General features: G+C 38.1%; 13 protein-coding genes. 10 read left to right on the top strand and 3 right to left on the bottom strand.

All coding sequences use genetic code 11. From position 1 onward, the window contains the following. Positions 1-19 precede the first annotated feature (19 nt). On the bottom strand, positions 20-934 hold the full coding sequence (locus N0O92_RS05660) for a ketopantoate reductase family protein (RefSeq protein WP_315613688.1): 915 nt from the start codon (positions 932-934) through the stop codon (positions 20-22). A 244-nt stretch (positions 935-1,178) separates the two neighbouring features. Here N0O92_RS05660 and N0O92_RS05655 point away from each other — a divergent pair, with 244 nt between their 5' ends. The 10 genes from N0O92_RS05655 (at position 1,179) to N0O92_RS05610 (ending at position 12,137) form a co-directional block, all read left to right on the top strand. Next, on the top strand, positions 1,179-1,430 hold the full coding sequence (locus tag N0O92_RS05655; RefSeq protein ID WP_315613687.1) for a ferredoxin: 252 nt from the start codon (positions 1,179-1,181) through the stop codon (positions 1,428-1,430). A 54-nt stretch (positions 1,431-1,484) separates the two neighbouring features. Next, on the top strand, positions 1,485-3,248 hold the full coding sequence (locus N0O92_RS05650) for a 2-oxoacid:acceptor oxidoreductase subunit alpha (RefSeq protein ID WP_315613686.1): 1,764 nt from the start codon (positions 1,485-1,487) through the stop codon (positions 3,246-3,248). Further along, the gene (locus tag N0O92_RS05645; protein ID WP_315613685.1) at positions 3,249-4,115 is read left to right on the top strand and encodes a 2-oxoacid:ferredoxin oxidoreductase subunit beta; all 867 of its coding nucleotides are present in this window, start codon (positions 3,249-3,251) and stop codon (positions 4,113-4,115) included. 380 nt (positions 4,116-4,495) lie between these two features. Further along, on the top strand, positions 4,496-5,602 hold the full coding sequence (locus N0O92_RS05640) for a TRAP transporter substrate-binding protein (RefSeq protein WP_315613684.1): 1,107 nt from the start codon (positions 4,496-4,498) through the stop codon (positions 5,600-5,602). Between the two features lie 27 nt (positions 5,603-5,629). Further along, on the top strand, positions 5,630-6,199 hold the full coding sequence (locus N0O92_RS05635; protein WP_315613683.1) for a TRAP transporter small permease: 570 nt from the start codon (positions 5,630-5,632) through the stop codon (positions 6,197-6,199). Next, entirely contained in the window at positions 6,189-7,496 is a 1,308-nt protein-coding gene (locus tag N0O92_RS05630; RefSeq protein ID WP_315613682.1) for a TRAP transporter large permease, read from the top strand. Before N0O92_RS05635 ends, N0O92_RS05630 begins: the two co-directional genes overlap by 11 nt. A 145-nt stretch (positions 7,497-7,641) precedes the next feature. Continuing rightward, positions 7,642-8,421 (top strand): IclR family transcriptional regulator, encoded by a 780-nt coding sequence (locus N0O92_RS05625; RefSeq protein ID WP_315613681.1) that lies wholly within the window; start codon positions 7,642-7,644, stop codon positions 8,419-8,421. Positions 8,422-8,671: 250 nt separating this feature from the next. Continuing rightward, entirely contained in the window at positions 8,672-10,024 is a 1,353-nt protein-coding gene (locus N0O92_RS05620) for an aromatic ring-hydroxylating oxygenase subunit alpha (protein WP_315613680.1), read from the top strand. Next, complete coding sequence (locus tag N0O92_RS05615; RefSeq protein ID WP_315613679.1) at positions 10,021-10,545, top strand: 3-phenylpropionate/cinnamic acid dioxygenase subunit beta; 525 nt, start codon at positions 10,021-10,023, stop codon at positions 10,543-10,545. Before N0O92_RS05620 ends, N0O92_RS05615 begins: the two co-directional genes overlap by 4 nt. 131 nt (positions 10,546-10,676) lie before the next feature. Beyond that, positions 10,677-12,137 carry an aldehyde dehydrogenase family protein gene (locus tag N0O92_RS05610; RefSeq protein WP_315613678.1) on the top strand — a complete coding sequence of 487 codons (1,461 nt, stop codon included), beginning with the start codon at positions 10,677-10,679 and terminating at the stop codon, positions 12,135-12,137. Positions 12,138-12,187: 50 nt separating this feature from the next. Here the strand turns inward: N0O92_RS05610 and N0O92_RS05605 are convergent, their stop codons facing one another. Together N0O92_RS05605 and N0O92_RS05600 are read right to left on the bottom strand one after the other, a co-directional pair. Continuing rightward, complete coding sequence (locus N0O92_RS05605; RefSeq protein WP_315613677.1) at positions 12,188-13,396, bottom strand: CynX/NimT family MFS transporter; 1,209 nt, start codon at positions 13,394-13,396, stop codon at positions 12,188-12,190. A gap of 103 nt (positions 13,397-13,499) precedes the next feature. Beyond that, on the bottom strand, positions 13,500-14,276 hold the full coding sequence (locus N0O92_RS05600; protein WP_315613676.1) for an IclR family transcriptional regulator: 777 nt from the start codon (positions 14,274-14,276) through the stop codon (positions 13,500-13,502). Between the last annotated feature and the right edge of the window lie 19 nt (positions 14,277-14,295).

Here is a 14,295-nt window from a genome sequence, read left to right as displayed (position 1 = left end):
TAGTAATCCATCCATTTTCTTAGAAAGTTTTTTCTATCACGCGAATCATATTAAAAAGCATGTCATTTACAGGTGTTGATATGCGATGCTTTTTGCCAAGTTTACAGACAGTTCCAGCTAAATACTCAACCTCCGTTTTTCTACGTGCTTCAACATCTTGAAGCATGGACGTTTTTCCTTCGGGAGAAAGATCTTCTTTTAAGATCTTGTCGAACTTTAAAAAGTCATCATCAGTTAACTGTACTCCCTCTTTTTGAGCTAATTCTATCACTTCTTTCATAGCTGAATACATAAAGTTATGGGCTTCAGGTATTTCTTGAAAAACTTTATATGGAGCTTTTAGAACAGCAGATGTTTGATTTATTCCAACGTTGATCATAAACTTCCACCACATAGTATGAAGCATATCTTCTGGAATTTCATAAGGGATACTCGCGCGATCAAAAAGTTGTTTAACCTCTATTACATTTGAAGACAAAGTTTCATTCTTATTTTCTCCAAAACATATTCTCCCGATATTAGTGAATGAAACAGATGTACCGCTACGTATCGCGTCAATGGCTACACACATAGCGGGGAGTATGGGGTTATTTGGGTATTTATGAGCGATAATTTCCTCACTAGTTATCCCATTCATTAAAGAGACGATAATTGTTTTAGGTCCAATATGCTGGGATAGTTCGTTTAGAGCTTGATCGAGTCCGTCATACTTAACAGCTATTAATACTAGGTCAGCTGGCTCTATTGGTGTCTCAGGGAGTATGTAGTGGAAATCGTAACGTTTTCCATTGATGGTGATCCCTTCATCTTTGTATTTCTTAATTCTTTCTTTATTTGCAACTACTTGTAAAATAGTCGGTTGCAACTCATATAATTTGCTGGCATAAGCAGCCCCGATTCCCCCAAGACCAATTAGTGAAACTTTATTTATCATTTCGTATCCTCCTGATATCATTCGAATTATTATTCAAACTTTTATTTCAAACTATACATTCTATAATCCTGCAATCTAGAATATTAATTGTTTTTAGATAATGTATGAATTATTAGAATATTTAAGTTTTGTTCAACATAGAAGAACGTAGGTGTTGTATGGTGATTAATGTTGAATTAAGATTGATTCAAATTATTACTTCTAGTCACATAAAACAAATTAATGAGAACGGGAGAGGTGTAAAATGGCAAAATATACGATTGTAGATAAAGAGACTTGTATTGCCTGTGGAGCTTGCGGGGCAACAGCACCTGATATTTACGATTATGATGATGAAGGGATTGCTTTTGTTTTGCTTGATGACAATGAAGGGATAAAGGAAGTACCAGAAGATTTGCTTGAAGATATGGTAGATGCACATGAAGGTTGTCCTACGGAATCGATCATAGTCGCGGACGAACCATTTAATAGGGAAACTGTAAAATATGAAGCTTAAACTATTAAAGCGCTTCTATATAATGGTAAACACTAATGGAGAGGAGAGGAGAAAATGAAAGATCAGTTGTCATGGAAAGTAGGGGGGCAGCAAGGAGAGGGGATTGAAAGTACAGGTGAGATTTTTGCCACTACGTTAAATAGACTAGGGTATTATTTATATGGTTATCGTCATTTTTCTTCTCGAATCAAAGGTGGTCATACAAACAATAAAATTCGAGTGAGTACACAACCACTAAATTCAATATCGGATGATTTAGATATCCTTGTAGCGTTTGATCAAGAAACGATTGATGTGAACGCTCACGAGTTAAATACAGATGGAATGATTATCGCTGATGCGAAATTTTCACCAACCCTACCAGAAGGCTGCAAAGCGACACTGTGTATTGTTCCTTTCACTGAAATTGCGACAGACTTAGGCACATCGCTTATGAAAAACATGGTAGCAGTTGGAGCAACATGCGCTATTCTAAACTTAGATCCAGAAACATTTAGACTAGTTGTAGAAGATATTTTTATGAAAAAAGGCGAAACAGTCGTTGAAAAAAATATGAAAGCGATTAGTGCTGGAGCTGAATACGCAAAAAAAGAAATCGGTACAAACATGCCTGGTCTCCAATTGAACAAAGCAGATGGGAAACGAAGAATGTTCATGATTGGAAATGATGCAATTGGCATGGGCGCTGTAGCGGCTGGTAGTCGTTTTATGGCGGCTTATCCCATTACACCAGCTTCAGAAATTATGGAGTATATGATTGAGAAACTCCCAGAACTAGGTGGTGCAGTCATTCAAACAGAAGATGAGATAGCAGCTTGCACAATGGCAATAGGAGCAAATTATGCAGGAGTCCGCTCATTTACAGCATCTGCTGGTCCAGGATTATCCCTAATGGCAGAAGCCATTGGTTTATCTGGCATGACTGAAACACCTCTTGTTGTGATTGATACACAACGAGGAGGACCTAGTACCGGACTTCCTACAAAGCAAGAGCAGTCGGATATTATGGCGATGATTTATAGCACTCATGGTGATATTCCAAAAATTGTGATGGCGCCTAGTACTGTCGAAGAAGCTTTCTATGATACTGTCGAAGCTTTTAATCTAGCAGAAGAGTATCAATGTCCTGTTATTCTTATGACAGATCTAGCATTATCTTTAGGTAAACAGACCGTGGAACCACTTGATTTTTCGAAGGTGGAAGTTCGCCGCGGGACATTTGATCCTAATTCTCCATTACCAGATCGGGTTGATGGTGCTTATTATAAGCGATATGAACTAACAGAAAATGGTATCTCAAGTAGAGTGATACCGGGGATGAAAAATGGGATTCATCATGTAACTGGTGTAGAGCATGATGAAACGGGAAAACCATCAGAAAGTCCACAAAATCGTAAGGATCAAATGGATAAACGGATGCGTAAGCTTGCGCAATTGCCTACTACTTTCTCTAACCCGATTCATATCAACCAACAGTATGATGAGGCAGATTTGTTGATCGTTGGCATTAATTCTACTCGTGGAACAATAGAGGAAGCAATACAGAGACTTGAGTTAGAAGGGATCAAAGTAAATCATGTACAAGTTCGTTTGTTGCATCCATTCCCTTCTGAGTCACTAAAGCCTCTTATCCATCAAGCAAAGAAAGTTGTTGTGATTGAAAATAACGCTACCGCTCAGTTAGCGAATATCGTAAGGATGAATGTGGGTGGGGTTGAGGTCGAAAGCATACTTAAATATGATGGGAATCCTTTCTTACCGAAGGAGATACATGAACAATGCTCTTTATTAATTCAGAAAAGCAAGGAGTTGGCTTAAATGGCAACTTTTAAGGATTTCCGGAATAAAGTCAAGCCTAATTGGTGTCCAGGATGTGGTGATTTCTCTGTTCAAGCAGCTATTCAGAGAGCAGCTGCAAATGTTGGAATCGAACCAGATGATTTAGCTGTAGTCTCAGGGATTGGATGTTCGGGACGAATATCAGGTTATATTAATTCTTATGGTCTGCATGGAATACATGGAAGAGCCTTGCCGATTGCACAAGGTGTAAAAATGGCAAATAAAGACCTAACTGTTATTGCATCTGGTGGAGATGGTGATGGTTTTGCTATAGGAATGGGTCATACCATTCATGCAATTAGAAGGAATATAGATGTGACGTACATTGTAATGGATAATCAAATCTATGGATTAACCAAAGGACAAACTTCGCCTCGAAGTGAAATCGGGTTCAAAACGAAAAGTACTCCGAATGGTTCTATTGAATCTTCCTTAAATATTATGGAAATGGCTTTAACAGCAGGTGCAACGTTTGTTGCCCAAAGCTTTTCAAGCGATTTAAAGGAATTAACGGCTTTGATTGAAAAAGGTATTCAACACAAAGGTTTTTCTCTTATTAATGTGTTTAGTCCATGTGTTACTTTCAATAAAGTAAATACGTATGAATGGTTTAAGACGAACATTACGAAGCTAGCGGATGTCACCGATTATAATGAAGAAAACCGGTTGCTAGCAATGCAAACGTTAATGGAACATAACGGGCTCGTTACAGGATTAATTTACCACAATAAGAAACAACCATCTTATCAAGAGATGCTCCCAAACTATTCAAATGAACCACTTGCACATCAAGATCTACAGTTAAAAGAGGAGCAATTTAATAAGATGGTGTCACAATTTATGTAATGTTATCTTGTGAAAAATCATAATAGGTCGGTTAAAAAAAGCACATGAATTTTGATATGTGCTTTTTTTTGAACAATTTCCTACATGTTTCTAGTAAGTTAAAGGGTTTAATAAATGAAGATAGAATATTATACAATATTCTAAAAGAGTTCTTTTATTTCAAAAAAAAAAATCATTTGTTGTTTATAGAAGAATTGCTTGGTTGTTCTGTTATAAAAAGAGAATTACAATTTAAGTAACAACATAATAGAATATTCAAAATAAATTAAGTTAAAATTTTATCCTAAAGAGGAGGGGCGTCTCAATATAGTCGAAAGCGGTTTATAAATGGGGATTGGACCAGGTAATTTTAATACATATTAATTGGGGGGTAATCATTTATGAAAAGGTTTACAAAAAAGTTCTCGTTTGTTAGTGTCATGTTTTTGCTATTATTATTGATTTCAGCTTGTGGTTCTAGTGACAGTAGCAGTAGTCCGGTGGAAAACGATGGAGATAACAATACCGATGAGCAAGAAGAAACAACGGCTCCTTCTGCTGATGCGATCACATTTAGCATGGGTCATATGAACTCAACAGAACACGTTCAAGATTCCATGGCCATGAGACCATTTAGTGAAGAAGTAGCAGAAGCAACAGATGGCCGTATTAATTTTCAAATTTATCCTGGTGGAGCGTTAGGATCACCAGCAGAAACTTATGACAATATTGTAACCGGTATCATGGACTCTGGTTGGGGACTACAAGGCTACAATGCAGGAAAGTTTGAAGTGCATTCTGTGATGTTATTGCCGTTTTTAGCTGATGGAAATGGTGAGAAATTAAGTGTCATTGCACAAAAACTATATGATCAATTCCCAGAGATTCAAGCTGAATATGATGATGTTAAGTTAATGTGGGTACATGCAGCTGATCCATATGCAATCGTAACTTCTGGAAAGCAAGTAACTAGCTTAGAAGACTTACGTGGATTACGTTTAAGAACTCCATCAGTCGAAGGTGGAAAGATGATTGAATCGTGGGGAGCAACTCCGGTATCAATGCCTGCTCCTGAAATTTATGATTCATTGCAACGTGGTGTCATCGATGGGGGAATTCTTCCTATAGCAGCATTAAAAGATTTTAACTTATTTGATGTAGTTGATTATGTAACAATTGGTAACTTCAGTACTGGTTTATTCTACACTGCTATGAATAAGAACAGTTGGGATCGTATCCCTGCTGATGATCAAACGATTATTGCAGATATGATTGGTGAACCAATGGCTCGTACTGCTGGAGAAGCGTTTGACTTCCAAGAGGAGCAAGCTAGACAGAAAGCAGAGGAAGAAGGAATTGAATTCTTAGAGCTAGATGAGGCAGAACTTGAAAGATTTAAAGAAGCAGCACAAATTGTAACAGAAGAGTGGCTTGCTAATATGGAGTCAAAAGGAATTGACGGCCAAGCGATTCTAGATGAAGCTTTAAGATTAATGCAAGAAAACTAAGCAAGTTATTCATACTGAGGTGATTTTATGAGCTCGAACGCAAAGGAAGTTCAAAAGGAATTGTTAGGATCTGAGGATCCTAACAATTCCTCATCATCAGAACAGACTAGTAAATTGGGGAAATTTGTTCATTCTCTAAATAACGCTACACATCGAGTTTCGATGCTCGTCCTCTTTCTAATGATGTTTCTAACTACGGGAGATGTTATTGGGCGTTACTTTTTTTACAAACCAATAACAGGAACATACGAATTAACGGGATTGGCAATGGTCATTGTGATCTTTTTAAGTTTAGGTAGAACGCAATTGAAAAAGGAGCATATTTCCATTGACTTTTTAACGAGTAAGCTACCAGTCAAGATTCGTGAATCATTAAATGTTTTTACATCGACTATCATGCTAGCTTTATTAGGGATTACATCTTGGCAATTGTTTGCCTACGCGCAACGATTTGGTGTCCAAACAAGTGGTGATTTAGGTATTCCAATGAAGTATTTTGCGATAGTAGCTGCTATTGGGGTTTTGTTTTATGCTCTAACAATTATACTGAATATCTTGCAATCTATTAGTAAGGTGGTGCAAAAGAATGAGTCCTGAAATGATTGGTATGTTAGGAATAGCTTTATTATTGGTTCTTATTCTTTTGAATGTCTCTGTAGGACTTTCATTATTTCTAGTAGGGTTCCTAGGGGTGTCACTACTTACTGATTGGAGTGTTGGATTAGCTCAGTTAGGGACTGCTGCGTTTGGGACTGCTAATGCGTATAGCTTAAGCGTTATCCCATTGTTCATTTTAATGGGAATGTTCATGTCGAGCACCGGATTAGGGCAAGATCTATTTAAAGCTGTTGATAAATGGTTAGGTCATACTAGAGGTGGATTGGCGATTGCAACAATTGGAGCAAGCTCCATTTTTGCTGCTATTTCAGGTTCAACCAATGCAACAACGGCTACAATGGCTAGGATTGCCATTCCTGAGATGGACAAATATAAGTATCAACCGTCGATGTCTACTGCAGCTGTTGCAGCAGGGGGAACATTAGGTATATTAATCCCACCGAGTGTTATTTTGATTTTATATGGGGCATTAACTCAAGTTCCAATCGGACCTTTATTAATAGCAGGAATTGTTCCTGGTCTTCTATTAGCTGTAATCTATATGATTACCATTAATATTCAAGTTCGGTTAAAACCTGAGTTAGCACCTAGATCTCTAGAGTCATCAACATTCAAGGAGAAAATTCGTTCTTTATCTACGGTTTGGCCATTTCTAATCATCTTTATGGTCAGTATTGGTGGAATTTATTTTGGAGTTTTCACTCCGACAGAAGCTGGTGGAATTGGAGCAATTGGAGCGTTTTTAGTTACTCTAATTACAAAAAAACTAACATGGGAGAAGTTGAAAACTTCTTTAGATGATACGATTCGTTTATCAGTTATGATCTTTTTAATCTTAATTGGAGCTAGCATTTTTGGTCGCTTTTTAGCACTAAGTCAAATTCCAATGAAATTAACATCCATGGTTGGTTCAGCAGATGTTTCTCCATATGTGATTTTATTATTAATTTTGTTAGTGTATTTAATTCTAGGAATGTTTATGGAAGGGATAGCGATTATGGTACTAACACTTCCAATCGTTTATCCAATGATTACTCAGCTTGGTTTTGATGGGCTTTGGTTTGGGATTATCATGGTAATGGTATTAAATATTGGTGTCTTAACGCCGCCGCTTGGCTTAAGTGTTTATATCATAAGTGGAGTAGTGAAGGATGTACCAATAACCAAAATTTTTAGAGGTGTGACACCGATGGTTCTTGTAATGGTTGCCTTTACCATTCTCCTAATCATCTTTCCTGAAATCGTGACCTTCTTGCCTGAAATATCACGATCCTGACGCTCGTAGCAAGAGACCTCCTTTATTATATAATTACCTAATTTTATCTAGGTTTATATAAATGGAGGTTTTTTTATTTGAAATAAAAATCGCCAGGTGATTAAATTAAATGTACGTATTGTAAAAAGAAATTGGAGAGAAAAAAATGAGGGAACTAAATTTAGAACCGATTCAATCCGTGGAACGGGCTATTCATATATTAAATTGCTTTAGTTATGAGAAGCCAGAACTAACAATTGAAGATATCATGATTAAAACAAAGCTTGCCAAAACAACGACATACCGACTTCTTTGGACACTAGAGCGCAACTATTTAATACAGTACAATCAGACAACCAACCGGTATCGATTAGGCACAGGCTTACTAGAATATAGCGGCATTGTCTTTGACAACCTCGATATTCGAAGGGAAGCAGAGCCTTACTTGCTAGCATTATACGAAGAGACCGAACACTCCGTTATTTTAGCTCAACCTCAAGCTGAAACGATTCAATATTTAGTTCGATATGATAGCGAAGATGGATTGCAGCCTAATAATTATGCAGGAAGGAAACGTATATTACACAACGGAGCATTTGGCATTGTGTTGTTAGCTCAAATGGACAAGAATTTTGTAGAAAAGCTTTTGGAAGACTATCCTCTTGAATCACGTACTCCAAAAACATTGACAGATCCAACGTTATTCTTTGAAAGACTTCAAGACATAAGGGAACGTGGTTACTATGTAGACGTGGATGAAACGTTCATTGGATATACGGCGATTTCCGCACCTATTTTTAATGGAAGCAACCAAGTTATTGCTTCTGTTGGGATTTCTGGTCCGAGTTTCAAAATGGAAGGTGAAAGAAGAGAACAATTAATTTCTACAATTAAAAAAGCAGCTTATTCGATATCTTTACAAATGGGTCAGATAAAATTGAAGTAAATGAATTGTTCAATCGTGAACTTTCTGAAATAACCTATTATATAGATAGAGATCGATTTTTTGTAATTTACCTCCCCTTGATAAAACAAGGGTTTTTTTGCGTCGCAACACTTTATTAGAAAATTCATTTAATATTGACATAGAAGATTAAATTGGATATATTTAACCTATGAATTCATTATAGAAATCGTTAGTTCACAATGCGGATTGTAAGCGCTTAATTACGATACCTTTAAAGGAGGAAGTTTCAATGATTAAAAGAGAACTAGATGAGAAACTTATTCAGCAGTTAAAGGAAAAAATGAAAGAAGGATTGTTACCACAGTGGGTCATAACAGATCCGGATATTTATGAACTTGAAAAAGAAAAGGTATTTGGTAAAACATGGCAATTTTTAGCTCATGAGACGGAATTTAAAGAAGTAGGAAGCTATGTTACTAGATGGATGGTTAATGACCCTATTTTATTAGTGAAAGATAGTAAGGGTGAAATTAAAGCGTATCTAAATTCCTGTACTCATCGAGGAACCCAATTATGTACAGCAGATCGCGGTAAAAAGAAAACGTTTACTTGTCCGTATCATGGATGGAGTTATAATTTAGATGGAAATTTAGTCGGCATTGTTGCTGGAAATAAAGTGTATGGGGAAGAAATGTGTAAAGATGAATGGGGCCTTCGTAAGGTTCCAAGATTAGAAAGTTATCGTGGGATGATTTTTGGTTGCTTGGACCCTGAAGCAGAATCATTAGAAGACTATTTAGGTGAAATGAAATGGTATTTTGATATGATGCTAGGTCGAGGAGACGGTGGAATGGAAGTGATTGGTCTTCCGCAACGCTGGGTAGCAAAAGCGAACTGGAAATCAACAGCTGAGAATTTTGCTGCAGATCCATATCATGTTCAAACAACTCACCGTTCAACAGTTGAGATGGGAATTAGCCCAGAGGATCCACTTTATGCAGGGTATGGACACCAAGTTGTTATGAAAAATGCACATGGAATTAACGTTATTACATCCAAAACTGGCCGTTCTCGTGCTGAATTTCAAGGTATGCCGAAAGAAATGTGGCCAATGTTTCAAAGGAACTTAACACCTGAGCAAGCAGATATATTGGAACGAGTTACTGTTTTTGTTGGTGGAGTTTATCCGAACCTATCATTTGTAAGTCCGATCCATGGCACAGAGGGACACTTGCATAATTATCTTAACTTTAGAGTGTGGAGACCCCTTGGCCCAGATAAGGTAGAAGTTTGGTGTTGGTTTATGATTGATAAAGCTGCTCCAGAAGAATATAAAGCAGATGCCTATAGAGGCTATCTAGGTTCCTTTGGTCCAACAGGAACATTAGAACAAGACGATACGGAAACATGGGCCCGGATTGTTGAAGTAAGCGGAGCTTCTATGATGAGAGATAAGGAATTAAATTATAATAACGTAAGCAATTATTTAATGGGATTCAGTCATGTTGAGGAAGACGAGTCGTTCCCAGGACCAGGAACCGCCTATCCGACTACCTATATTGATGCGTTATCTCGTAGAATGCATGAACACTGGTTAGATTTACTTACAGCAGAGACTTCTGCAAAGGAGGAAGCGAAATGAGTAATGAAGTGAAAGCTCAAGTTTCTCTTGAAGTAAAAGATCAAATCACGAATCTTCTTTACCAGGAAGCCTATTATCTAGACAATCGAATGTATAAAGAATGGCTCGAACTACTATCTGATGATCTAGAATATAAAATGCCATTACGTGAAACGGTTGAAGGAGTAAATATCGATAACATTTCCGTTGATTCTGCTTTTTATGAAGAAACGAAGGCGTCCCTTAGAACTAGGGTAAACAGGCTTTATACAAAATCAGCCTGGGTTGAAAATCCTGCTACACGTCAACGTCATTTCATCTCAAACATTGTTGTAGAAGCTGGTGACAATCCAGATGAATTCAAAGTTCGGAGTTATTTCCTTTACAAAAGAAGTAGAGGTTCTACTATTGACTTAGAAGAAATGTTTGGTCAAAGAAATGATATAGTAAAGAAGATAGATGGAGACTGGAAAGTATGCTCTCGTACAATCATTCCAGACCAAGCCGTCATTACTACGATGAATATGAGTATGTTTTTGTGAAAAATTCTATCATTTTGTTGCATCTATCAGAACGTCACTCTTTATGGAAGGTGTAGAAAAAGATACACTTGATGTAAGCGTTTGCTAGGGTGGAGTATACCTTATTACATCTTTTTTAAGGAGTGGCTTACATGCAAAACTATGAACTATTAAACAAGAGTTATATTAACGGCCAATGGGTAGATGGAGGAAGTGAACGTTCATATGATATTACGAATCCATATGATGGCTCCCTTATCACTTCAGTTAAATTAGCTACATCGAACCAACTCGCAGAAGCATTTGAAGTCGCAAAAGTGGCTCAGAAACAATGGGCTAAAAGCACAGTGGAAGAGCGTAGAGAAGTGCTACATAGAGCGGCTGAGTATTTAAAAGAAAATAGAGATGAAATTGTTAGCGTCATTGGCCGTGAAACAGGTGGGAGTGTCTTGAAGGCGAATGTGGAACTACATCTAACACTTGAGTTTCTAGAAGAAGCACTTAAGTATGCGGATGAAGTAAATCAAGTTCGAGAAGTTCCAGGCCATGTGGAAGGAAAGTTGAATCACATTCACCGTGTTCCATTAGGCGTGATTGCGTCAATCTCACCATTTAATTTCCCTATGAATCTATCGATGAGAACGATCGCTCCTGCGATTGCACTAGGAAATAGTGTCGTTCACAAGCCAGATATCCAAGTAGGGTTGAGTGGTGGTGCCATTATTGCTAAGGCGTTTGAAGAAGCAGGACTGCCTAGTGGCGTGCTGAACGTCATTCAAACAGATGTGGATGAAATTGGCGATGAAATGCTAGAAAACCCGAACTATCAACTCGTAAGTTTTACAGGTTCAACAGCTGTTGGTCGTAAAATTGGAGAAATTGCTGGACGTAACTTAAAGCGCGTGGCACTTGAACTTGGTGGAAACAGCCCATTAATCGTCTTGTCGGATGCCGATGTCGATCGTGCGGTAGAAGCTGCGATCTTCGGGAAATTCATTCACCAAGGTCAGATTTGTATGATTATTAATCGTATCATTGTGCATCAAGATAAACATGATGAATTCGTGCAAAAATTTGCCGAAAAAGCAGCGGCTCTCCCTTACGGAGATACAAGTGATCCGAAAACGGTTATTGGGCCTTTAGTAAATGATAGACAAATGGAAAAAGCACTTCAGTTTATCGATCAAGCTAAACGTGAAGGAGCAACAGTTGCCCTAGAAGGACAGCGTATTGGAAATGTGTTAACGCCATTTGTGTTCACGGATGTAGATAATTCTAGCAAGCTAGCGCAAAGTGAATTGTTCGCCCCAATTGCGACCATTATAAAAGCAGAGTCAGATGAGCAAGCGATTGAGTTTGCGAATGATACAGAGCACGGTTTAAGTTCAGCGATCTTTACAAGTGACTTAGAGCGTGGGGAAGAGCTTGCATTGCAAGTCGATGCCGGTATGACTCATATAAACGACCAAACGGTCAATGACGCTCCTCATATTCCATTTGGAGGGAACAAAGCAAGTGGATTAGGACGCTTCGGTAACCCGTGGGTGGTGGAAGAGTTTACAACAATGAAGTGGGTATCAGTTCAGACGAAGTATCGCCAGTTTGCGTTTTAAAATAAAATATAGGTCTGCTCTTTCGGTAAAGAAAGGGCAGACCTTTTATTTTACGCTCTTAATTTCTCTGGCTCAGCTTGAAAGACATATTGATTACGACCTGCATTAAATCCGAAAACTCCCATTGCAATAATCATTCCAAAAATTAAAATAAATGCTGGAATCCAAGAATGGAACAGGTCAAAGAAAAGACCGATTAATAATGGGCCCATTGCCGCAATTAAATAGCCTGCTGATTGAGCCATTCCAGAGAGATTAGAGGCATCATACGCATTTTGAGACCTTAGTCCAAATAAGCTTAATGAAAGGCTTATACCTGCTCCTTGTGCGAGTCCTAATAAGGACATGTAAAGGGACATGACTCCAACGGAACCCCCAAAATAGATTCCGGAGAACCCAATAAGGTAAAGGAGCGCTATGGATAAAGCAATACCCCGTTGATTTGCAAGGCGTCCTGCTAAGATAGGGACAAGTAAAGTAGCTGGAAGTCCTACGATTTGTGTTAAAGTTAACAACCAACCTGCAGTAGGAATATCGATGCCGCGACTAACGAGGATCTCAGGAATCCAAGCAATAATGCAATAGAAAATACATGACTGAAACCCCATAAATAAAGTGACTTGCCATGCCAATTTTGACGTCCAAATTGAACTTTTAGAATGATTACTAATAGCTGTTGGCCTTTTTTGGTTTCTGGTTTGAGGAAGCCAAGCTAGCACGGCCATTCCAGACAAGACCGCCCAAATAGCTAAGGATTGCTGCCATCCAAGGTTGAGACCTTGAGCTAATGGGATGCTTACCCCAGATGCGAACGCTGCCATAAGAGCCATTGATGCTGAATAAATTCCGGTCATGACTCCCATTTTCTCAGGATATCTACCTTTAACAATTCCAGGGATTAAGACATTGCAAATCGCAATACCTAAGCCAAGCATGGCTGTTCCAAAGAACAAAGCAGAGACCATTCCTGTTGAACGGAGAAGGATCCCACTTGTTAAAATTATTAGTGCAATTAAGACTGTAGTTTCGTTACCATATTTTCTCCCAATTCTAGGAGCAAGTGTTGAAAAGACGCCAAAGGCGAGTAAGGGCAAAGTCGTAAGTAAGCCGATTACACTGTTCGATAAGTTGGTATCTATTCGAATGATACTAATTAATGGTCCAACCGCGGTGATAGACGACCGTAAATTAAAAGCAACAAGAATAATTCCAATGAGAAATAATATAGCTTGAAAAGAGAGCAATCTTCGTTTACTCATATACACCTCTTTCTAAGGGAAACCTCTATCAACTTAATATATAGAATGTGTTAATTGTAACACTGTCATGACTGAATATGTAAGTTTACTATTTTGCGAGTTCTTACTTGATAACTTCGTTTGTACTGTCTGAAATTTTAGTTGCAGCCACTTTTACTAATTTTATCAGAACCTCGGCTTTTAGCTGACTGATTCTAGTCGTTGGTCCTGCTATACTAACAGAAGCTACAACACGTCCCCTAGAGTAGATAGGGGCTGCAATTGAAGTGACGCCATGGTGTAGCTCTTCGTTACTAACCGCGTAACCTTGATATCGGATATTAGCCAGGGTTTTAATAAATTCATTTGGTGAAGTGATTGTTTTGGCTGTATATGCTTCTAAACCTTTTTCGATAACTGCTTGAATCTCACGGTCAGGTTGATAGGCAAGGATTGCTTGCCCTGAACTTGTGCAGTGAACAGGATTTTGTCTCCCCGCATGAGAAAGTAAGTGTACAGGGTGAAGGCTATCAACTTTATATAAATAAACAACTTTGTTATCTTTTAGAATGGAAATGTGTGCGGTTTCTCCTGTCTTTTTTGTTAATTCCTCTAAAATGGGGATAGAGTATTGTGACAGTCGGTATCTTTTTAAAAAAATGTTTCCCATGGATAGTATAGAAGAAGCAGGGCGGTAGGTTTTCATAATTGGTTCTTTTACTAGTAAACCTGAGTGAAGCAATGTGTTTGTTAAGCGATGAGCAGTACTATGAGCAATTTGAAGCTTGTCAGCAATCTCACTTAAATTTAATTCAGGCTCTTCAATTGTAAATAAGTTTAATAGTCTTAAAGCATTGCGCATGGATGAATAAGATTCGTTATTTATCGCTGGATACCTCATAGGTTTCTCCCTTCCAAAT

It is taken from the genome of Alkalihalobacillus sp. MEB130 (assembly GCF_032335535.1).
Classification (GTDB): Bacteria; Bacillota; Bacilli; order Bacillales; family Bacillaceae_D; genus Halalkalibacter.
Note: the sequence above shows the minus strand (reverse complement) of the source record. Positions and strands in the feature narration are given on the sequence as shown.